This is a genomic window from Kitasatospora sp. NPDC052896 (genome assembly GCF_044547075.1).
Classification (GTDB): domain Bacteria; phylum Actinomycetota; class Actinomycetes; order Streptomycetales; family Streptomycetaceae; genus Kitasatospora.
On the sequence record NZ_JBITZU010000011.1, the window covers coordinates 129,933 to 149,692 of the forward strand.

Annotated in this window: 15 protein-coding genes; 6 read left to right on the forward strand and 9 right to left on the reverse strand. The window is 72.6% G+C overall.

Annotation, left to right across the window (positions count from 1 at the left end; genetic code table 11):
- Positions 1-57: 57 nt before the first annotated feature.
- On the reverse strand, positions 58-993 hold the full coding sequence (locus tag ACIGXM_RS22755; RefSeq protein ID WP_396563651.1) for a LysR family transcriptional regulator: 936 nt from the start codon (positions 991-993) through the stop codon (positions 58-60).
- 105 nt (positions 994-1,098) lie between these two features.
- On the opposite strand from ACIGXM_RS22755, the gene ACIGXM_RS22760 reads away from it, so the two are divergent.
- Positions 1,099-2,196 carry an FAD-dependent monooxygenase gene (locus tag ACIGXM_RS22760; protein ID WP_396563653.1) on the forward strand — a complete coding sequence of 366 codons (1,098 nt, stop codon included), beginning with the start codon at positions 1,099-1,101 and terminating at the stop codon, positions 2,194-2,196.
- A gap of 99 nt (positions 2,197-2,295) precedes the next feature.
- Here ACIGXM_RS22760 and ACIGXM_RS22765 read toward each other — a convergent pair whose 3' ends face one another.
- From ACIGXM_RS22765 to ACIGXM_RS22780, 4 genes are all read right to left on the reverse strand, one after another.
- On the reverse strand, positions 2,296-2,499 hold the full coding sequence (locus tag ACIGXM_RS22765) for a cold-shock protein (RefSeq protein ID WP_396563655.1): 204 nt from the start codon (positions 2,497-2,499) through the stop codon (positions 2,296-2,298).
- Between the two features lie 376 nt (positions 2,500-2,875).
- Positions 2,876-3,895, reverse strand: coding sequence for an alpha/beta hydrolase (locus ACIGXM_RS22770; protein WP_396563657.1), 1,020 nt, complete (start codon positions 3,893-3,895; stop codon positions 2,876-2,878).
- A gap of 261 nt (positions 3,896-4,156) precedes the next feature.
- Positions 4,157-5,248: a mandelate racemase/muconate lactonizing enzyme family protein gene (locus ACIGXM_RS22775; protein ID WP_396563659.1), complete on the reverse strand. Its 1,092-nt coding sequence runs from the start codon at positions 5,246-5,248 to the stop codon at positions 4,157-4,159.
- A gap of 109 nt (positions 5,249-5,357) precedes the next feature.
- Positions 5,358-6,527, reverse strand: a complete 1,170-nt coding sequence (locus ACIGXM_RS22780; RefSeq protein WP_396563661.1) for an alpha-hydroxy-acid oxidizing protein — start codon at positions 6,525-6,527, stop codon at positions 5,358-5,360.
- 290 nt (positions 6,528-6,817) lie between these two features.
- Here ACIGXM_RS22780 and ACIGXM_RS22785 point away from each other — a divergent pair, with 290 nt between their 5' ends.
- From ACIGXM_RS22785 to ACIGXM_RS22800, 4 genes are all read left to right on the forward strand, one after another.
- The gene (locus ACIGXM_RS22785; protein ID WP_396563662.1) at positions 6,818-6,961 is read left to right on the forward strand and encodes a hypothetical protein; all 144 of its coding nucleotides are present in this window, start codon (positions 6,818-6,820) and stop codon (positions 6,959-6,961) included.
- A 283-nt stretch (positions 6,962-7,244) separates the two neighbouring features.
- Positions 7,245-7,856: a hypothetical protein gene (locus tag ACIGXM_RS22790; protein ID WP_396563664.1), complete on the forward strand. Its 612-nt coding sequence runs from the start codon at positions 7,245-7,247 to the stop codon at positions 7,854-7,856.
- A 219-nt stretch (positions 7,857-8,075) separates the two neighbouring features.
- A complete protein-coding gene (locus ACIGXM_RS22795; RefSeq protein ID WP_396563666.1) occupies positions 8,076-8,228 on the forward strand; it encodes a hypothetical protein in 153 nt (50 codons plus the stop codon).
- 980 nt (positions 8,229-9,208) lie between these two features.
- Positions 9,209-10,753, forward strand: a complete 1,545-nt coding sequence (locus ACIGXM_RS22800) for an FMN-binding glutamate synthase family protein (protein ID WP_396563668.1) — start codon at positions 9,209-9,211, stop codon at positions 10,751-10,753.
- A 218-nt stretch (positions 10,754-10,971) separates the two neighbouring features.
- Here the strand turns inward: ACIGXM_RS22800 and ACIGXM_RS22805 are convergent, their stop codons facing one another.
- Positions 10,972-12,180 (reverse strand): alpha/beta hydrolase family protein, encoded by a 1,209-nt coding sequence (locus tag ACIGXM_RS22805; protein ID WP_396563670.1) that lies wholly within the window; start codon positions 12,178-12,180, stop codon positions 10,972-10,974.
- Positions 12,181-12,291: 111 nt separating this feature from the next.
- Between ACIGXM_RS22805 and ACIGXM_RS22810 the strand changes: the two genes are divergently transcribed.
- Complete coding sequence (locus tag ACIGXM_RS22810; RefSeq protein ID WP_396563672.1) at positions 12,292-12,927, forward strand: TetR-like C-terminal domain-containing protein; 636 nt, start codon at positions 12,292-12,294, stop codon at positions 12,925-12,927.
- A gap of 176 nt (positions 12,928-13,103) precedes the next feature.
- Here the strand turns inward: ACIGXM_RS22810 and ACIGXM_RS22815 are convergent, their stop codons facing one another.
- The 3 genes from ACIGXM_RS22815 to ACIGXM_RS22825 form a co-directional block, all read right to left on the reverse strand.
- Positions 13,104-16,013: an ATP-binding protein gene (locus ACIGXM_RS22815; RefSeq protein ID WP_396563674.1), complete on the reverse strand. Its 2,910-nt coding sequence runs from the start codon at positions 16,011-16,013 to the stop codon at positions 13,104-13,106.
- A gap of 164 nt (positions 16,014-16,177) precedes the next feature.
- Positions 16,178-16,402, reverse strand: coding sequence for a hypothetical protein (locus ACIGXM_RS22820; RefSeq protein ID WP_396563676.1), 225 nt, complete (start codon positions 16,400-16,402; stop codon positions 16,178-16,180).
- A gap of 51 nt (positions 16,403-16,453) precedes the next feature.
- Positions 16,454-19,381, reverse strand: coding sequence for a type 2 lanthipeptide synthetase LanM family protein (locus ACIGXM_RS22825; protein WP_396563678.1), 2,928 nt, complete (start codon positions 19,379-19,381; stop codon positions 16,454-16,456).
- Positions 19,382-19,760: the final 379 nt, after the last annotated feature.

The following is a 19,760-nucleotide window of genomic DNA, read 5'->3' on the forward strand; positions in this document are numbered from 1 at the left end:
CAGGAGGGCAGGAGCCCAAGCCGTGACCGCTCGACCGCGGTCCAGGTCCGCCGGCCTTCAACCCATCGGTTCCGGAACCGGAGCCGTGCCGGCGGCGCCCGGAGCCCGCGTGACGGCGGCGAGGGTGTCGGTGATCAGGGTGCGGAGCCAGCGGTGGGCGCTGTCGCGGTCGTGGCGGGCGTGCCAGGCCAGGACGGCGGGGACGGCCGGGGCCGGTCCGGGCAGGGGGTAGCCGCGCAGCGGTGCTGGGAGTGCGTGGCCGGTGAGCAGCCTGGGGACGACGGTGATCAGGTGGTGGGCGGCCACCGTCCGCAGGGCCAGGGCCAGGGTCGGCACGGTGAACGCGACGCGCCTGCGGAGGTGCTGGGCGTCGAGCAGGTCGTCGACGCGGTCGTGGACGCGCCCCCGGCGGGAGATCACGACATGGGGAAGCGAGGCGAATCCCTCCCAGGTGGAGGGGTCGTGCGGTAGGTCGTGGTGGCCGACGACGGCCAGGGTGTCGGTGAGCACGGTCGTCGAGCGGGTGTCGGCGTGCCGGGGGGCCGCGTCGGTGACCTGGAGGTCGACGTGTCCCCGGCGCAGTTCGTCGACGGTGGTGTCCGCCTCCCCGAGGAAGCGCAGGCGGACCCCGGGCGCCGAGTCGGTGAGCTCGGCGGCGAGGCGTGGGAGCAGGGCGTCGGCGATGACGTCGTTGCACTGGAGGGTGAAGGTCCGCTCCAGCGCGGCGGGATCCACCTCGGCCGTCGGGCTGAGGACGGCCTGGGCCCGGGTGACGAGTTGGTGGACCTCGTCACGGATCTGCTCGGCGTAGGGCGTGGGCAGCATGGACCGGCCGGTGCGGACCAGGATCTGGTCCCCGGTCGCCCGCCTGATCCGGCTGAGGGTGCGGCTCATGGCGGGCTGGGAGAGGTGCAACCGGTCGGCGGCGGCGCTGACGCTGCGCTCGTCCAGCAGGGCGTCCAACGCGGTCAGGAGGTTCAGATCCAGATGCATGAGGGTAATGCTAAGCATCACAACTATGCATTTGAGGTTATCGAACTCCCCGCGTTGACTGGGTGTCAGGCGCCGGCCGGCGCCCGGGAACGCGAGGAGGCAACGATGCGTACAGTGATCGCCGGAGGGGGTCTGGTCGGGCTCACCACCGCGGCGTCCCTCCAGCTGATCGGACACGAGGTCACGGTGCTGGAGCAGGCGCCGCGGGTGCGTGCCGCGGGAGCGGGGATCGGCCTGTGGCCCAACGCGCTGCGCGAGTTCGACCGGATCGGCGTCGGCGCGGACGTTCGCGGCATGGGTGGGGAGATCGACGCCTGGTTCTTCGACGCCGCCGGCCGCCCGCTGCGCACCCCCGGCCACCACGAGTCCGACCACCAGTTCCTGCTCGTGCCGCGGCCCGGTCTGAACAGCCTGCTGGCCGACACCGTCGGCCGCGACCGGATCCTCCTCGACGCCCGGGTGACCGGGTACACCGAGCGCGAGTCGGAGGTTGTCGTCCACCTCGCCGGCGGTGCGGAGCTGCACGCGGACCTGCTGATCGGTGCGGACGGCGTGCACTCCCGCGTGCGCGCAGAGCTCGTGCCCGGCAGTGCCGCCACGGCGCACGCCGGGCACTACGCCTGGCGCGCCGTCGTGCCCGCGGGGGACGAGCGCCCGGAGGGCACGGTGCTCACGATCGGGCGGGAGCGCACCCGCGGTGGGTACGCGCGAGTCGCGCAGGGGCGGACCATGTGGATGGTCAACCAGTTCGACGCCGGTCCGCTCACCGGCACCAAGCGGGACCGGGCGCTGCGGCGCGCCCGGCACCTGGCCGAGGCGGGCTGGCACGACGACCTGCTGGAGATGATCGCCACAACCCCCGAGGAGGCGATCCTGGAGAACGCGATCATGCTCGTCCCTCCCCTGTCACGCTGGACGAGCGGGCGGGTCGCGCTGGTCGGGGACGCCGCGCACGGCCTGTCCCCACACATCTCCGCAGGTGGCACCCTCGGCATCGAGGACGCAGGTGTGCTGCGCGCCAGCCTGGCGGCCGGGCCCGACACGGCCCGGGCGCTCGCCCGGTACGAAGACGCCCGCACCGCGCGGTTCGACCAGGTCCGCGAGCACGCCGCCGCCGTCGAACACGCCACCGGAGCAGCCGAGTTCGCCCAGCGGTACGCCGCGTTCAGCCACTGGATGCTCAGCACCGCGCCCACCACCTGAGCCGGCGGGGCGGCGCTACCCGGCGGGTCGGCATCGGGCTGTCTCCCCCAGCGGGAACGGCCCGTCCCCAGCCGGGACGGGCCGTTCGCGGGTACGGCGTCAGGCGGGGCGGATGTGCTCCGCCTGCGGGCCCTTCTGGCCCTGCACGACGTCGAACTGGACCTTCTGGCCTTCCTGCAGTTCGCGGAAGCCCTGCGCGTCGATGTTCGAGTAGTGGGCGAACACGTCGGCGCCGCCGCCGTCCTGCTCGATGAAGCCGAAGCCCTTCTCGGCGTTGAACCACTTCACGGTTCCGGTAGCCATTGCCTGTCTCCTGTTCGGGGCAGTTGCCGGGCCGGCACTGTTGCGGGCCCGCGCGGAGGTGATCGCCAAGGTCCGGAGAGGGCATGTGCTGGACAGCGAAAACGCCCGCGGCTACCACCGCGGGCGAACGACTTCGGAACCACGACTGCTGTGATCGACGCTACACCCGGACCGGCCCCACCGCACGGGATGCGGGGCGCCGGGCGCGGTCAGGGACGGCAGCGGTGCCGGCCCTGGTGCCCCGGCCGGAGAGGGCTGAACGGGTCCCCGGGCGACGGGCCCGCCCCTGCCGGGGTGGGCCGTTCGTGTGTCCAGGTGCCGGGCCGCCCCCGGAGCGCCGGCCGTCACCGGCCCCCGCCGACTCACGGGAGCGGGTTCATCGTCCGACGATCCGCCGGAGCCAGCGGGAACGGGCCTCGCGGGCGTCCTGGCTGAGGACCGCCCGCGGTGCGAGTGTGTCGAAACCGTGGAAGGCGCCGGGCCACACGTGCAGTTCGGCCGCGCCACCGGCCTGCCAGATCGCGTTGGCGTAGGCCACGGCCTCGTCCCTGAAGGTCTCGGCCGACCCGACCTCGACGTAGGCCGGGGGGAGCTCGGACAGGTCCGTGGCGCGGGCGGGGGCGGCGTAGGGCGGCAGGTCGGCAGCGCCGTACCGGTCGCCCAGCAGTGCCTGCCAGGCGGTCGCGTTGGAGGTTCGGTCCCAGGTGTCGCGGCCGGCCATCTGGTGGCTGGAGAAGGTGTCGTTGCGGTCGTCCAGCATCGGGCTCAGGAGCAGTTGACCGATCGGAACCGGCCCGCCGCGGTCACGGTTCAGCAGGGCGAGTGCTGCGGCGAGTCCCCCGCCGGCGCTCTTGCCCCCGACGATGATGCGGTCCGCGTCGAGGCCCAGCCCGGCCGCGTGCTCAGCCGCCCAGACGAGTCCGGCGTGACAGTCCTCCACCGGTCCGGGATACTGCGCCCGCGGCGCCAGTCGGTACTCGACGGAGATGACGGCGAGCCGCAGCGGGAGGGCCCATTCGCGAAGCAGCCGCGGAAGTACGGACCAGGCGTTGCCCATGATCATTCCGCCGCCGTGCATGTAGTACAGGACTGGCAGCGGCCCGGCGATCCCGGCGGGCCGTGCGCTGACGAGCCTGACCTCCCTGCTCCCCTGGGTCCCCGGCACACGCAGTTCCTCCACCGCGAACCGGCCGCCGGCCTGGAGCTCGCGCACCGTCGGCCTGGGCCGAGCAGCGGCGTCCCGCTGCTGCCTGGCCGCAAGGCCCTCCAGGGTGACCGGCTCCCGCGCGTCCCCTCCCACCGCTGTCAGCGCGGTGCGCAGCTCCGGGTCGAGGGGAGGCGCGTGCCGAGCCGTCGAGGCGGGGCCGTGCTGCGACGGCGTTCCACTGGCACCCACGACAGAACCTCCCCCGGTCGAGGGACGCCCGGCGGCGTCCCGACCGGGACAGCTTGTCAGCCCGACCGTGCCCGTGGGGAGGCCCGGGGCCACCCGAGGGGTCAACAGCCGCCACGGCGGTCGACTCGGCTCTCGCACCACCACCGGGGCAGGAGTCGTCCGGCGGCCCGGGACGACCTACCACCACCCCGCGATGCGAGGAAGCACCGCCCTTGTTGGAGCGCCTGAGACGTCCGGCGACCTGAGACGTCCGGCGATTCGTCAGAAAACCTCCAGGGTGAGGTTCTCGATGGCGTCGCGGTCGACGCGGTAGCCCAGTCCGGGGTGCTTCGGGGCTTCCAGATAGCCGTCCTCGTCGACCCTCGGCACGTCGGCCATGCCCATGCTCAAGAGGGTTTCCGGGACGATGATCTCCGCGAACTCGCAGTTCGGGACCGACAACGCGACGTTCACGTACATCGCGAGGTTCAACGGCGGACCGTAGCTGTGGATCTCGTAGTTCACGCCGAACGCCTCGGCCGCGTGGGCGGATTTCAGGACGTGCGACAGACCGCCGGCGTACTCGCCGAGGCTGCGGACGTAGAAGCCGATGCCCGACTTCAAGTAGTCGCGCAGGGCCGGGAAACCCACGTAGTTCTGCTCGCCCACCGCCAGCGGGGTCCTGAGCTTGCTGCTGAGATGCGCCAACCCGTCGAGGTCGTAGTCGGAGATCGGATTCTCGTACCAGAAGTAGCCCAACTCGTCCAGTGCGTAACCGACTTCGAGGGCGTCGGGGAGGTTGTACGCGCACACCGGGTCGATCATGAGGTCGATGTCGGGGAACTCCGAGCGGAGGGCGCGTACCAGTTCGACGTCGCGCTTCGCGTCCCGGAAGGGGTGCACCTTGGCCGCGGTGTAACCCTGGGCGACGGCATCCGAGATCACCTTCAGGTAGCCGTCGACGGTCGGGTACGGGACGGTGCTGGCGTACCCGCGGATCCTGTCGCGGCAAGCGCCGAGGTACTTGTACAGCGGGAGGTCCACCGCCTTGGCGTTGATGTCCCAGAGACAGACGTCCGCCGCGGCGAGCGCCTGCGGGTGGCTGTTCGGCGGCAGGACCCGCATCATCTCCTGGGAGATCGCGCCGACGTCGTAGCTGTCCCGCCCGACGAGGATTTCGCGGGCCAGTTCGACGCCGTGCCCGATGGTCCCCGTCGGAATGCAGTAGCTGATGTAGTTGCCCTCGACGCCGTCTTCGGTGATGACCGACGCGAACACGAGCGGGGGCATCCTGTTCGCCTTGCCGCTCGCCGGGATGACGCTCTCACCGACCTCGGTCCGCAGGGTGCGGTACTCGACTGACCTGACCTTCATGGATCATTCCCTGCTTTCTCCGCACGTCTAAGGGTCGAGTCGGACGATGTCCTGCCGGAAGCGTCTTCTGAACCTGTGCGCCCATCGGCGATCGGCGGCCTTCGGCCCGCTACCCGGTGACGCGCACGACCCCGGCTTCGCGGAGCTCCTCGAGGTCCTTGAATCCGGCCACCGCCATGCAGAGGTCGAGCTCGGCGAGGAAACCGCGGAGGTAGTGCGTGAGGCTCTCCGCGCCGCCGTAGGAGAGGGCGTAGGCGTAGGGTCGCCCGAGGCCGACGGCCGTGGCACCGAGAGCCAGCGCGATCAGGGCGTCGGTCGCGGAGCGGACGCCGGAGTCGAAGACGACCGGGGTCGTCCCCGCGGACTTCAGGACGTCCGGGAGCAGTTGGAGCGTCGGGACACCGGAGTTGACCTGCCGGCCACCGTGGTTGGTGACGTAGATGACGTCCGCGCCGTGGTCGATGGCCTTGCGGGCGTCCTCCGGGTGCTGAATCCCCTTGACCGCGACGGGCAGCGTGGTCTGCGTCCTGATCCAGTCGAGGTCCTCCCAGTCCAACGGCTTGGCGAACACCGTCGCGTAGTGGCGCTGCGCGGGAGCGATGTCCTCCTCCGGCGGCTTCGAGAGGTGCTTCAGGAAGTTCTCGTCCGTGTAGTAGTTCTGCATGCAGAAACCGCGGAACTGCGGGAAGTTGCCGATCACGAGGTCGTTCGGCCGGAAGCCCAGTGTCCAGGAGTCGACGGTGAGCAGAATTCCGGAGTATCCGCTGCTCTCGGCCCGTTGGATGAAACTCGCCGCCAACTCCCGGTCGTTGGGGAGGTAGAGCTGGAAGAAGACGGGGGTGCCGCCGGCGTGCGGGACCACTTCCTCCATGCGGGTCTGCGAGAAGGTCGACAGGCAGTAGGGAACGCCGGTCGCTCCGGCCGCGGTGGCCGCGGCGACGTCGCCGTGGAAGTCGGGCGAACAGAGGCCGATCATGCCGATGGGGGCCATGAAGATCGGCACGTCCACCTTCTTGCCGAACAGGACCGTGGAGAGGTCGCGCTCGGGTGGGCTGGTCATCATCCGGGGGATGATGCCGTATCGCGAGTACGCCTCGACGTTGGCGCGCTGCGTGCGCCCGTCCCCGGCGGCCGAGGAGACGTAGCGGTACACCCAGTCCGGGAGGGCCTTGGCGGCCTTCTCCTCGATGGAGGGGTAATCGAAGGGATAGCGGGAGGCGATCCCTTTCAGGGCCTCCGCGTAGACGACGTTCTGGAAATCACCGAATTGGTGCACCATATGGCTTTCACCCTTCCGCTGCCGGTCCGGGCGGGGCTCGTCATCGACCGTCGAGAGGGCAGCGGCGGGGCGTGGAAGCGTCCGGATGCTCGCCGCATCGATGGCCTTCGCATCGGTCGCTGAATGCACGGGAGGCGACCTGGACACAAATTCCAGGTTTTTCAGGATTCGCAGGACTTTCACCCGAATGCTGATCCGACTTTAATCCGATCCGCAAATGGCCGCAACCCCGGACCGCGCGGGCGGCCTGCCCGCGCCCGGCGACAACGGGAGGCGGCCGGAGACCGCCGATGGGGGCGAGCCGTGACCCGGCCACGGTCCGGCACCGTGACGCCGTCACCCGGTCGAAGCCGCCCACGACCTACTTCTCCGACCCGAAACTGCTGCGGCTGAGTGACAACGGGTACGGCTCCCCGAGGATGTTCACGATGTGACGAGTTGACTCCTCTTAACTTCTTCTGAGATTCGGATGTGTGACCCGGCAGGTGGTCGCCCGCGTCCGCTACCCATGGAGGTCATTGGATGAGTCTTCGTCCCTGGGTCGCAACGTCGCTGGCGGGTGCGGCCATCGCCCTCGCCCCTCCGTTGGCAGGCATCGCCGCGCAGGCGTCCGCACGCGCGCCCGACTCCTCGTGGCTCCAGAAAGGGGGCGGGGAAGGGGGCGGGGGCCACCATCGCCACAATCCCTTTCGGAACTGCTACAGCCCCCGCAGCGTCGTGCTCATCGACAAGGACTTCAGGGCGATTCTGCGTAACGGCCGGCGTGGGCCGGAGGCCCTCGTCCTCCTACGGGTCTCGCCTTCATCCTCGTCGCCGGACGCACCGTGGACGAACTTCTCCATTTCCACGTATCTGAACGTGAACTATCCCACTCAGACCGAAAACCAGTACGAGTTGGAGATTCGTGACTTCTTCCGGGTCCACCCACTCTTCGTGGTGAAGGCCTTCGACCGCCACGAGCGAGCCTTCCCCTTCCCCGTCACCCACTGCGTCGACGACGAGGACGAACGCGGCCGGGACGGCAAGGACCGGGACGACCGTGATCGTGACGACCCCGACTTCCCACACGATGGTGCGGCTGCCGACGGGGACGGGTCGTCCAGCTCCCCGTCGCCGCAGGCGGGGGGCAGCCCTCAGAACGGCCAGCAGAAGCCGGGGGCTCCCGGCTCCGGGAGTACCGTCCGCCCTCTTCCGCCCGGCACCGCGGCTGCCGGTTGGGACAGTGGTCTTCTGAGTGCGAAGCACATCGGGATCGCGGCCAGCGGTCTGCTGGTGGCCCTGGGAACGCTGGCCACGGCCTGGCTGCTGCGACGTCGTTCCGGCTCGTGACACTGGGCCGGAAGAGGAACCGGCAGCGCCTCCGGAGGGCGGTCACCCGGGACGTTGCCGCGTCCGTGCACTCCGTTCAGCGGCCCGCGTGGCCGACGGTCGGACGAAGAACCGCGGTCCGACCCTCATCGGCGGGCGGGCACGGCCGCGACTGCTGGTCGCCGGAGCCCTCGCAGCGGGACCGGTCAGGAGGAACTGCTTCCTCCGACGGAGGCCGACATGGCCGTGTGGCCGGGCTTCGCCGTACGACTGGGCTTCGCCGAGGCGCTGGGCTTCGCCGAGGCGCTGGGCGTGGCCGAGGCACTGGCTGTGGCCGAGGCGCTCGGGCGGGGGTCGTGGGGACAGATCAAGTCGGGGTTCTTGATTCCGTAGCTCAGACCCCACTCCCGGTCACAGCCGCCCCAGTACCTTTGCACCCAGCCGCAGTAGGGGCCGCCGTAGCTGTAGCAGGGGGGCCATGATGCCTGCGGGCCCGGATTCGAGGCGGGCAGCCCGGGCGATCCGGCCTTGCCCTCCGACGTGCCGGGGGCGCCGACCATGCGGACCTGCGTGGCAGCGGAACTCTGGGATGTCCAGTGCGTGAGGAAGAGCGGCAGGCCGATGGCTGAGGCGGAAGCCGCCACCGTTGCGGCGGCGAGAGCGCAGCGGGTCAGGCGCATGACTGTTCCCCTTGGCTTTGCGGTCTGCGGCAGGTGTGAACGAACTCCGTGAGCGCCGCCGCCGTGAGCGCCGGATTTTAACGTAGGGTTCGGAGCTCCCCCCAGCAGCCAGCGAACCGCCAGCCAGACGGCCTTGCGCCGGTTTTTCACCCGAAGAGTCTCGCCTCGATCCACTGTCGTTCGACACCGCACCGCGTGTGTGCCGCCCCGCGACGGCCGGGCGAGCGGATCGCGGTGACGGATCATCAGACAACCTTGACGACAATCCGGTTGACGGTCCAATGGCCTCGGTCGCCAACTGCCTCCCCGGAACTCCACCGACCGTCCGCGACCCGTCGCGCACCGCCTCGCCCCATCGCCAACAAGATCTCGGAGCGGGACACCCGCGGCGCTGCCGACCTCGGACGGAGTGGTAGAGGTCGGCGATCCGGCGTGACACGCAACTGTCCGTCGGCGAGCCCGCGGCGGGGGAAGCCACTCGGGGGCACTGCGCCGCCCCACCCGGCCCACGTCGCCAGCGCACCTGGACCAGCCCCCTGACCGCAGGGCCGTCCGCGCGGCCTCCTACTATCGTCTCGCATTCTTCGACGGACGCCGATGCCCGCTTGGCGGTGTGCCCGCCGTCCAACGCCCCAACACGACACGACGGCTCCACCGCCTGGCGGTGGAGCCGTGCATCGAGGAGGAACGTTCATGCACGCCCGGAGGATCGGCGCGGTCGCCGCGACAGCGTTGGCGGTTCTGGCTGCCCGCGACCTCATCCAGAAGAGGCACGCACTGCTCCGGAACTTCCCGGTGATCGGGCACGCCCGGTACCTGTTGGAGACGATCGGACCGGAGCTGCGGCAGTACATCGTGACCTCGAACGAGGAGGAGCGCCCGTTCAGTCGTGACCAGCGCACCTGGATCTACGCGTCGGCGAAGGAGGAGAACAACTACTTCGGGTTCGGCACCGAAGTCGACGTCGAGCACGTGCAGGGGCACGCCTACCTGAAGCAGCGCACGTTCGCCGGCACTCTGCCCGACGCGCACGACCCGCAGGCCCCCCTGCCCTCGGCCAAGGTGCTGGGCGGCCCGCGCGGGCGCGCCAAGGCGTTCCGACCGGCGAGCGTGGTGAACATCTCGGCGATGAGCTTCGGATCGCTCTCCGGCGCGGCCATCACGGCGCTCAACAAGGGGGCGGCGCTGGCGGGCACGATGCACAACACGGGCGAGGGCGGCCTCTCCCCGTACCACCGCAACGGCGGCGACCTCGTCCTCCAGATCGGTACGGCGTACTTCGGCTGCCGCAACGAGGACGGCAGCTTCAACCTCGACAAGCTCAAGGAGGTGGTCGCCGGCGCCCCGGTCAAGGCGATAGAGATCAAGCTCTCCCAGGGCGCGAAGCCAGGGCTGGGCGGGATGCTGCCGGGCGCGAAGGTGACCCCGGAGATCGCCGGGATCCGCGGCATCCCGGTCGGCGAGGACTGCGCCTCCCCGTCGCGGCACACCGCGTTCGGCGACGTCGACTCGATGCTCGACTTCGTCGAGTTGCTCGCCGCCGAGACCGGTCTGCCGGTCGGGGTCAAGAGCGCGGTGGGGGAGATGGGCTTCTGGCAGGAGCTGGCCACGCTGATGGCGCGTGGTGACCGTGGTGTCGACTTCGTGACCGTCGACGGCGGCGAGGGCGGCACCGGGGCGGCACCGCGGATCTTCGCCGACTCGGTGTCGCTGCCGTTCCGGATGGGCTTCTCCCGGGTCTACGGCACCTTCGCCGAGCTGGGGCTGACCGACGAGCTGACCTTCATCGGCTCCGGCAAGCTCGGCCTGCCCGAGAACGCCGCGGTCGCCTTCGCCCTGGGCGTCGACATGATCAATGTCGCCCGTGAGGCGATGCTGTCCATCGGCTGCATCCAGTCGCAGAAGTGCCACACCGACAAGTGCCCCACCGGCATCGCCACCCAGAACCCGTGGCTGGCCCGCGGCCTCGACCCGACCTCGAAGGCCACCCGGGCCGCCGTCTACCTGCGTACCCTGCGCAAGGAGCTGATCAAGGTCTCGTCGGCCCTCGGCGTCGCCCACCCGGCACTGATCACGGCCAACGACATCGAGGTCATGAACGGCGACTACGAGGCCCGCACCCTGGCCGGCGTCTACGGCTACAAGGAGGGCTGGGGCGAGCTCGGCCCGCACCTCGCCGACGGGATCCCGGCGCTCCTCTCCACCGGGCCGACCTCCGTCCAGCGGCCGGCCGTCTGACGAGCCGGCGGCGAGGAGCACCGCGCTCAGGGCCCCGCGGGTGCCGTCGAGGCATCCGCGGGGGTCGCGACCCTGATCGTCGCCCTTCGGCCCCGCCCACCGAGGACGTGAGAGCCTTCGCCGGGTCGGGCACGTCCGGCCGCGTCGCACCGTCCCGGCGTTGTCGGGGCTGCTTCCCGCCCTCCCCGGCGTTCCCCGACTCGGACTGCCCCCGCCTCCTACTCGGCCGCCGGGGCCAGGGTGGTGCCGAGCCAGTCGAAGGCGACCTGGTGGAAGCGGGACATGGCGCCCATGTGGCAGTGCTCGCCCGCGCCCTCGGCCTCGGGGAGGGTGACCAGGGTGTGCGGGCAGGTCAGGGCGGCCTCGACGCGCTGGGGCTGGCCGCGGAAGAACTGGTCGTTCTCGGCGTCCAGGACGAGGGTGGGGCAGTCGATGAGCTGGGCGACGCCGTCGAGGGTGTAGGCGGCGGTGCGACGGACGTAGTCCGCCACCGAGCTGGCGCCGAACGTCCACACCCCGTTGCGCATGGCCCAGCGGATCTGGGTGCTCTCCCGCATGAGCAGGCTCAGGACGGGCTCGGCGAGGTCGTCCCGGCCGGCCTCGACCCACTCCCGCAGGAACGCCGGCATGACCCGGGCGTGGGCGTCGCCGTAACTGTAGAGGCCGTCGTCCAGGACCAGGGCGGCCAGGCGGTGCTCGTACGCGGCGGCGCGGGCGGTGAGGTAGCCGCCGAGGCTGTAGCCCATCAGGACCAGCCGGTCGGCGGCGATCTCGGCGCGGGTCAGCGCGTAGTCGACCACGGGGGTCACCACGGCCTCCCAGTCCGGGCGGAAGACCAGGTGCTGCTCGCGCAGCGCCGCGCCCTGACCGGGTCCGTCATAGGCCAGCACGTTGTAGCCGCGGCGCAGCGCGGCCGCGCCGATGGCGAAGTAGACCTCTTCCAGGGTGGAGTCGAAGCCGCTGGTGAAGATGACGGTGGGACGGGGGGCACCGGAGTCGTCGACGAGGAAGAGGTAGCCGGGCAGGGTGGTGTCCTCGTAGGGGATGCGCACCGGCTCGACGGGGGTGTCCATCAGGGTCGCGGCGGTCGCGAAGGTCTCGCGGGAGAGGGTCGAGAGGAGCTTGACCTCGGGGTCGTCGGCGGGGTCGTCGCGGCGGTAGAACTCGGCGGTGCGGTAGTAGTTCGACGCCCGCAGCAGGGCCTCCCGGGCGCTGACCCGGTGCCCGGCCGCCAGGGCGCGGTCGCCGATGGCGTGGACGCGCTCCGCGGTGTTCTTCCACTCCCGCAGCCAGGCCTCCTCGTCGCCCTCGCCGATGTTCCGGACGGTGGCCACGACCTCGCCCAGGTCGGCGCCGCCGTCGTTGGCGAACCCGGCCGCGCGCAGCGTCTCGAAGGAGAACGACTCGTCCTCGAACAGGAATCGCATGATGCACCCCTCACTGATTGTCGAGACGGAACGGTTGCGTCTCGGATACGAGAAGACTCTAGCTCTCACCAAGTCGAGACGCAACCGTTCCGCCTCGTGTAGATTCGGGGCATGCCCAACGCACCCACGCCCCAGACCCCCGCTCCCGCTCCCGCTCCCGCTCCCGAGCGCCGGCTGCCCGGCGGGCCGGTACTCCAGGACTCGGTGACCGAGGCGATCTCGGCCGCCTTCTTCGAGGAACTGGCGTCGGTCGGCTACGCGCGGCTCTCCCTGGAAGCGGTCGCCAAACGGGCCGGGGCGGGCAAGGCCGCCATCTACCGCCGCTGGCCGTCCAAGCTGGAGATGACCGTCGCCCTGGTCTGCGCGGTCGCCGTGGACGCACCCGGGGTCACCGACACCGGCACGCTCCGCGGCGACGTCCTCGCCTTCCTCTCCGAGGCCGCCGGCGCGCTGCGCCACCGACTCCCCTCGAAGATCATCCCCGACCTGCTCGCCGAGAGCGGCCGCAACCCCGAGCTGGCCCAGGCACTCCTCGCCGCCGTCCGTGACCCCCGCCGCACCCGAGCCACCCACCTCCTGGAACGGGCGATCGAGCGCGGCGAACTCCCCGCCGACGTGGACCGCGAACTCGCGCTCGACCTCCTCGCCGGCCCGCTCTACTGGCGCCTGGCGGTCGTCCGCACCCCGACCGGACCCGACTACCTCGAGCGCCTCACCGACAAGCTCCTCGCCGCCTTCGTCGCCTGACGGTGACCAGCACCGCACCGGCGCTCACCGTGCTGGCTGTCGGGTTCGCCCGCTGGCCTGCTCATGGGTGGGGAGACATCGTCCTCAGCGGCGATCCGACCCCGGGGGTACTCGCCGCGCCGACCGCCGTCCTGACGGCGGCTGCCACCGGCCCCCGCGTGGGGATGACGCTCCGGTCAGCCCGGTTGGGCCAGCCCGTCGGCCAGGGCCTGCAGCCCGACCCGGTCGGCCTGACCGGTCTTGCGCAGCAGGCTCGCCAGGTGCTTCTCCACCGTCCGGGGGGAGATGGACAGCCGGCGCGCGATGTCCTGGTTCCCCAGTCGCTCGGCGACCAGCGCGAGCACCTCGAACTCGCGACCCGTCATCCCCGTGGTGCGCAGGTCGGCCGGTATCTGCTCGCGCCCGTCGCGGCGTTGGGAGACCGTCGCACCCGTGCGGCGCAGCAGGGCCCGGCAGGCGGCCGGCACGGCCGGCACGTCGAGGGCGTGGAAGTAGTCCTCGGCCACGCGCAGCCACGTCACGGGGTCACCCCAGCCGTCGGCCAGGGCCGCCTCCGCCGCCAGCCGCAACGCGAGATGACTGCCCGTCGGGAAGATCCCGGCGGCGGAGCGCATCTGTTCGACGGTCCGGGTGGCCTGCTCCGGGTGGCCCTCGCGGCCCAGCAACACCGCCTCGGCGACCAGCAGGAACTGGTGGTTCCAGGCGAGTTCGGCCGCCGGGGCGAGCGCCACGGGGGTGAACCCGGCCCGGCCCACCCGGCCGGCGAGCACGTCGAGCAGCGGGCGCAGGCCGTAACGGCCCGCGAGGTAGAAGACATTGGGATGGTCGCCCTCCCACTCCGCCGCCGCGGCGAGCTCCGCCTCGGCCTGCGCCCGGTCCTCCTCCAGCAACGCGCAGACCGCCCGGCACAGCCCGAACATCACCGGCACCAGGAAGGACCGTCCGCCGCCCGCCCGGTCGAAGGCCTGCAACTCGCGTTCCATGTCGCGGCGGCGCCCGTGGTGGGCGGCCAGCGTCGCCGCGGTCAGCAGCAGGTAGCGGTGGGTGGCGACGTTGCGCATCCGCGACGTGGCTTCGACGGAGCGGTCGATGATCTCCCGGGCCCGGGCCGGGTCGCCGGTGAGCACCGCGTTCATGGCCAGCAGCCCCTCGGTGCGGTGGGTGCGGGTGATCGATCCCAGGTCGTTCGCCGCGGCCAGGGCCTGTTCGAGCAGGCGGGCGTCGCCGGTGCGCATGAAGGTGTTGGCGCCGAGGCGGATCAGGGCCTCGAACCGCCAGCCGGGCAGCCTGTGCGCCTCGGCCTCCGCGAGCATGCGGACCAGGTATCCGTCGGCCTCGTCGAAGCCGCGCTCCCGCGCCAGCATGGCGAGCAGCTGCCAGGCCTGGCAGGCCAGTACCGGCAGCTCCGCCCGCCGGGCCACCTCGGCCGCCTCCCGGGCCTGCCGATCCGCGTCCGCCAGCCACTCCTCGAACCCCGGCACCAGCGCCAGGTGCCCCTCGATCACCGCGAGCGCGGCGGTCTGCGCCGGTGCCGCCCCGGTACCGAGCAGCGCCTTCGCCGCCGCCAGCTGCTCGCTGCTCTCGGTGTTCCGCTCCGCGGTCAGCGCGGCCCAGGCCAGCCGGGTGTGCAGCGCGATCCTGCGGTCGGTGTCGAGCGCGGCGGCGCCGACGGTGGGGAGGGTGCCGAGCAGTTCCAGGGCGCGGTCCAGCTGCCCGGCCTCCGCGAGCGCGTGCAGCAGCGCCTCGGTGATGTCGGTACGGTCCGCCGGGGCGGCGAGCCGGTGCGCGCGTTCGAGCAGCCGCACGGCCTGCCCCGAGGTGCCGTCGGCCAGCGCCCGACGGCCCGCCTCGGCGTACCCGCGGGCGGCCTCGGCCTCGTCGCCGGCCGTCTCGAGCAGCATCGCGGCGAGGTGGGACCGACTGTCGTCGAGCACCGCCTCGGCCTGCCGCAGTGCCCCGGCGGCCCGGCGGGCGCCGGCGGCCCGCTCCGCGCGGGTGAGCCCGGCCAGCAGCGCCTCACCGATCAGCGCGTGGCGGAAGGCGTAGCCGTCCGCCACGGTGCTGTCGGGGACGATGAGGTCCGCCTCCTCGGCCGCCCGCAGCTGGGCGAGGAGACTCCGCTCGTCGTACCCGGTGATGAGCTGGACCGTGCCGACCGAGAACCAGGGGCCCAGCAGGGCAGCCAGCAGAAGGAGTTCACGCCCGCGGGGGCCGAGCGCCGCCGCCCGGCGGTCGTAGGCGCGCACCACGCTGGCGGGCACCGCCGTGGCGAGGTCCCCCGCCACCCGCCAACCCGCACCGTCCGCGCGCAGCGAACCGGTGGCGACCATCTCGGCCAGCAACTCCTCGACCAGGTAGGGGTTTCCGCCGCCGGCCTCGACCAGCCGGCCGGCCACCTCGACGGGCACCTCCTCGGTCCGCGCACCGAGGCAGCCGGCCGCGAGGGCGCGGACCTCCCGGGCGTCGAGCGGACCGAGCGTGCGGACGGTCGCTCCCCGGCGCCGTTCGACCGCCTGGAGCAGGTCGAACGCCGCTCCGGTGGTCGGCCGCAGGGTGGCCAGCAGCAGCACCGGGAGGTCCGCGACGTTGTCCACCAGGTACTCCAGCACCGCCACGGTCTCGAAGTCCGCGTCGTGCAGGTCCTCCAGCATCAGCACGCAGCCGGTGTCCCGGCCGAGGACGGCGAGCAGCCGCAGCAGCGCCTCGGCCAGCTCGATCACGCTCTCCTGGCCGCCCGGCCCCGCGCCGGTCCGCCACTCCGGGACCACCCGGGCCAACGCCGGCCGGTACGGGACGAGCTCCGGGTCCTGCACCGGGCCGGTCCGGCGGAAGCGGGAGCTCAGTGCCTCCAGGAGCGGTCGGTACGGCGTGTCGGCGGCGTTCGGGCTGCCCCGGCCGCGGAGCACCGGCACCTGCAGCGCGGCGGCCTGCCGGGCGCACTCGTCGGCCAGCCGGGACTTGCCGATCCCCGGCTCGCCCGACAGGAAGAGCGCCCGGCCGCTGCCGTGCCGAAGGTCCCTCAGACTGGCACCGAGCAGGGAGATCTCACTCTCCCGCCCGATGGTGACCGGCGACGTGGTGTGCATGGCCGCAGGCTAATCCAGCCGGCTGACGGACCGGAAGACGGCTCCCCCGGGGCCCCACCGGAGCGGCGGCGAGGCGCCGTGCCGTGGCCCTCCCGCCCCTTCCCGGCCTCCGGCCGGGCGGACGCCCACCGTGCGCGGCGGGCGTCCGCCCGGGACGACCAGGCTCACACCCAGTCGTCGCCCTCCCCCGGGGCGACCGGGCAGGACATGGTCTCGTAGGGCAGGTGAACCGTCTCCGCGTAGGCCGAACCGTAGCCCGCCAGCAGGTCCGCCCGCCGGGCGAGCGCGCCGGAGGTCCGCAGTGTGATCGCACCGGCGGGGTGGCCCGGCATGCCGTCCGTCCGCAGGTCGGGTCGCTTCCACGAACGGACCAGGTCGAGAGTCTCCATGGCGTCTTTTCCTCTCCTCAGGCGTCACGATCTCGGTACGGTGACGCATGCTCAGGGCTCGGTGCGCAGCAGCAGCACCGAGGCGATCCGGTCGGCGAAGCCCAGCCGCAGCAGGCCGTGGCCGATGCCCGCGAGGCCGGTCAGCAGACCGGGAACCACCAGCCCGCCCGGGGTGCCGCAGACCGGTCCATGCCGGTCGAGAGCGGTCCACAGCAGCCCCGCGCGCCGGTCCCGCACGGCACGGGACATCGGGTCGGACAGTCGGTTCAACAGCTCCAGACCACCCAGTTCGCCGTGGCACAGGCTGTGGTCCGCCGACGGCGCCGGGCCGGCGAGCTCACGGACGGCCCGCTCGACGACGCCCGCCAACAGCGGGTCGGCCGCGGCGGCCGGGCGGTCGGCCACCGCCAGCGCGACCCCCGGCAGGCCCTGGCACCACGAGTCGCCGGACACCCGCTCGGCGGCGTTCCGCAGGGCTGCCAGTCCGGCGCGCTGGTACTCCGCGCCGCCACCCGCCTCCGCCAAGCCGAGCAGCGCCCAGCCGACCCCGGCCTCCCCGGTGAGCAGGCCCGCCCCGGGCGGCAGCGGCCGGGCGACGAGTTCGGCCGCGCACCGGGCCGCGCCGCGCCAGGCCTCCTGCGAGCCGGTGGCCCGGTGCACGGCCAGCAGGGCCGCGAGACCGCCGGCCAGACCGTCGGCCACTCCTGACGCCGCTTCGGCGGTCGCGGCCCGGACGGTGAGGCTGGTCGCCGGAGCGGTCAGCGCGGCGGTGTCCGGGTCGTCCAGGGCCCGGGCGGTCGCGGTCACGGCGTAGGCGATACCGCCCAGTCCGGCCAGGCCGCCCGGACCGACCGCGAGGGCGTCGTCCGGTTCGGCCGCGAGCCGCTCCAGCAGGGCGGGCAGCGGCCGCAGCGCACGGCGGGCGAGCTCCGCGTAGCGGTCGGCCCCGGTGAGGTCGGCGAGTTGGGCGAGGAACAGGGCCACGCCCGGATAGCCGCCGCCCAGGTCGGCGCCGCAGGGCCGGAGTTGGAAGTACCGGTCGCCGAGGACCTCCAGACCGAGCCAGTTCGCCCGATCGGGGCCGCGGTGGGCCAGCGCGACGAGCCGGTCGCCGATGCGGCGGGCAGCGGCGAGCAGCCGTTCCGGGTCCGCGCCGGACCCGCCCGCGCCGCGGGGGCCTCCCGGGCGCGGGCGGCTCCCGCGCGGCTGGGTGGGCCGGTGCGGCGCGACGGTCGACCTGGCGGCCATCGCCGCGCGGATGACCCACTCCTGGGCCTCCCGGTCCGCCTCGCCCAGCTCTCGGATCCGCTCGGTCACCAGGTCCAGGCCGGACCGGGCGAGGACGCCCGGAATCCGCGCCCCGGTACCGCTCCACAGGTCCGCCGACCCCGGCCGGGTGGTGAACAGGGGGACGTCGTCGTCCCGCAGTTGCACCACCTCGTGGGCGAGGAGGCCGGGGTGACTCGGCCGGGCGAGCTCGTCGGTGTCCAGCAGGCCGAACAGCGCGTCCCTGGCCGCCGCGTCGCGCAGCACGTCCGGGTGCGTCGCCTCGGCCAGCAGCGTCGCGTAGGTCCGCGTGGGACGCACCACCACCCGGGCCTCGTCGGCCGCGAAGATCCTCAACAGCCCGGCCGGGCCCAGCAGCTCCTGGCGCCCGGCGACGATCGCCCGGTAGCCGGCCCGGAACCCGGACAGCAGCGCGTCGGTGTGTGCCGCGGGTTCGGCCCGGCTGCCGGTGAGCCCGGGCCGGTTGGCGGCGCCGGGGAGCGTCCCGGGCCGACGGACCAGGCGCATCCGGTCGGTGCCCGCGTCCGCCCAGCTCACCGAGGCCACCGGTAGCGGCTCCCCCGGGTCGCCGCCGAGACCGGAGGCGTCCAGCGCCGTCCGGTCCCCGAGGAGGAGCCGCGGGAGCAGGCCGGTGCGGTACACCGACGACCGCAGGGCCTCGACCGCCGGGTCCTCGACGCCGTCGGCCGCCGGCTGCGGGTGGAAGAGCGTCTCGACGTCGATCAGCACCGGTTCGTCGCCGCGCGCGATCAGGTTCTCGTGGTGCAGGTCGGTGCCGCCCACCGCGTGGAGCAGGGCCAGCAGCGCGCCCTGCCGCCGGTAGAAGCGGTCGAGCTGACGCGGCGTGGTGCACGGGCGGTGGGCGACGAACTCGGTCCAGCCGTACCCGTCCTGCTCCAGCAGCCCCAGCACCGGCAGCGCCGGTACCTCCACCACCTCCGCCCGCGCGTTGAACCATCCGACCAGCTCGTTGAAGTGCCGGTGCATCCGTGGTGACCGGGGCTTGTATACCACCCGACGGCCGTCGGCGAAGCGCAGCAGTGCGACGCCGCGCCCCTGTTGGTGCCGGTCGCCGGCGCCGGTGTCCACCGCGACCAAGGGGCCCGGGTCGGTTCCCTCCAGCAGTGTCGCGACGATCTCCGCCCGGTCCGCGCGGAACCGGTCGAGCAGCTCGGTCAGTGTCGCGACGGCGTTCCGGCAGGTCTGCCCGAGCAGCCGCCCGAGCAGCGGGTACTCGTCGAGCACCGCCCCCAGGCCGTCCTGGCGGGACGTCAGCGCGATGAAGTCGCGGAACCGGTCAGCCGGCGTGTCGCCGGACAACCGCCCGTTCACCCTGGCCACGTTGAGTTCCAGCACCAGGGTGCGGGCCGAACGCCCGGCCAGGACCCGGGTCAGCCGGGGGACGAACACGCCCCGGATCGCGGGGAGATCGATCACGGCTTCGTCGCCCCGGCCCGTCAGCCGCTCCGCGGCGCGCTCGGCGAACGGCGTCAGAAGCGCCGTGAACCCGGTGAGGCCCGGGAGTTCACCCGGCGGCGGCGCGGTGACCGACGGCAGCGCGGAGATCACCTCGTCGACGAGGGCCGCCCAGTCCGGCCTCCCGGCGCCGGGCCGCTCACCTGGAGACAGCGCGCGATGCCACCATGCGTCCGCCCCTGTGGCAGTCGCGGCGCGCGCCCATACGTTGATCACGAAGCTGAGCGTGCCATCCACGGACTCTTCACACAATGCGATACGGGTTCGGCTCTCCTCGGGTGAGGGTGAGATGTAGCGATTTCCCTGCGGATCGGGGTTTATGTCTTCTGCGGTGAGGTGGGGTCCGCTCACGGCATGCGGCCCGTGGTCCCGTCCGACACCGCTCGTGACTCCCTGGAGGTCCTCGAGGAACACGACATCCCACCCGCGTCCGCGCGACGGAGCGCCGGGCGGACGTCCTGCGCGGCCGAGCCGACGCCCTGCTCACCTGCGGCCTCTTCCGGTGTCGTCGTTCAGCAGGGGGTTGCGTAGTCGAACCGCGTAGTTCTACCGATGCCACCACTGCGCTGCCCCCGCCATAGTCGGGCGACCGAAG

Bases quoted from the DNA above. Each gene is read 5' to 3' on its own strand.
- ACIGXM_RS22775 (WP_396563659.1), bottom strand. From the start codon at position 5,248: ATGAAGGTCAGGTCAGTCGAGTACCGCACCCTGCGGACCGAGGTCGGT.
- ACIGXM_RS22810 (WP_396563672.1), top strand. From the start codon at position 12,292: ATGCCCAACGCACCCACGCCCCAGACCCCCGCTCCCGCTCCCGCTCCC.
- ACIGXM_RS22805 (WP_396563670.1), bottom strand. From the start codon at position 12,180: ATGCGATTCCTGTTCGAGGACGAGTCGTTCTCCTTCGAGACGCTGCGC.
- ACIGXM_RS22800 (WP_396563668.1), top strand. From the start codon at position 9,209: ATGCACGCCCGGAGGATCGGCGCGGTCGCCGCGACAGCGTTGGCGGTT.
- ACIGXM_RS22760 (WP_396563653.1), top strand. From the start codon at position 1,099: ATGCGTACAGTGATCGCCGGAGGGGGTCTGGTCGGGCTCACCACCGCG.
- ACIGXM_RS22815 (WP_396563674.1), bottom strand. From the start codon at position 16,013: ATGCACACCACGTCGCCGGTCACCATCGGGCGGGAGAGTGAGATCTCC.
- ACIGXM_RS22820 (WP_396563676.1), bottom strand. From the start codon at position 16,402: ATGGAGACTCTCGACCTGGTCCGTTCGTGGAAGCGACCCGACCTGCGG.
- ACIGXM_RS22795 (WP_396563666.1), top strand. From the start codon at position 8,076: ATGGCCGTGTGGCCGGGCTTCGCCGTACGACTGGGCTTCGCCGAGGCG.
- ACIGXM_RS22755 (WP_396563651.1), bottom strand. From the start codon at position 993: ATGCATCTGGATCTGAACCTCCTGACCGCGTTGGACGCCCTGCTGGAC.
- ACIGXM_RS22765 (WP_396563655.1), bottom strand. From the start codon at position 2,499: ATGGCTACCGGAACCGTGAAGTGGTTCAACGCCGAGAAGGGCTTCGGC.
- ACIGXM_RS22780 (WP_396563661.1), bottom strand. From the start codon at position 6,527: ATGGTGCACCAATTCGGTGATTTCCAGAACGTCGTCTACGCGGAGGCC.
- ACIGXM_RS22785 (WP_396563662.1), top strand. From the start codon at position 6,818: ATGGGGGCGAGCCGTGACCCGGCCACGGTCCGGCACCGTGACGCCGTC.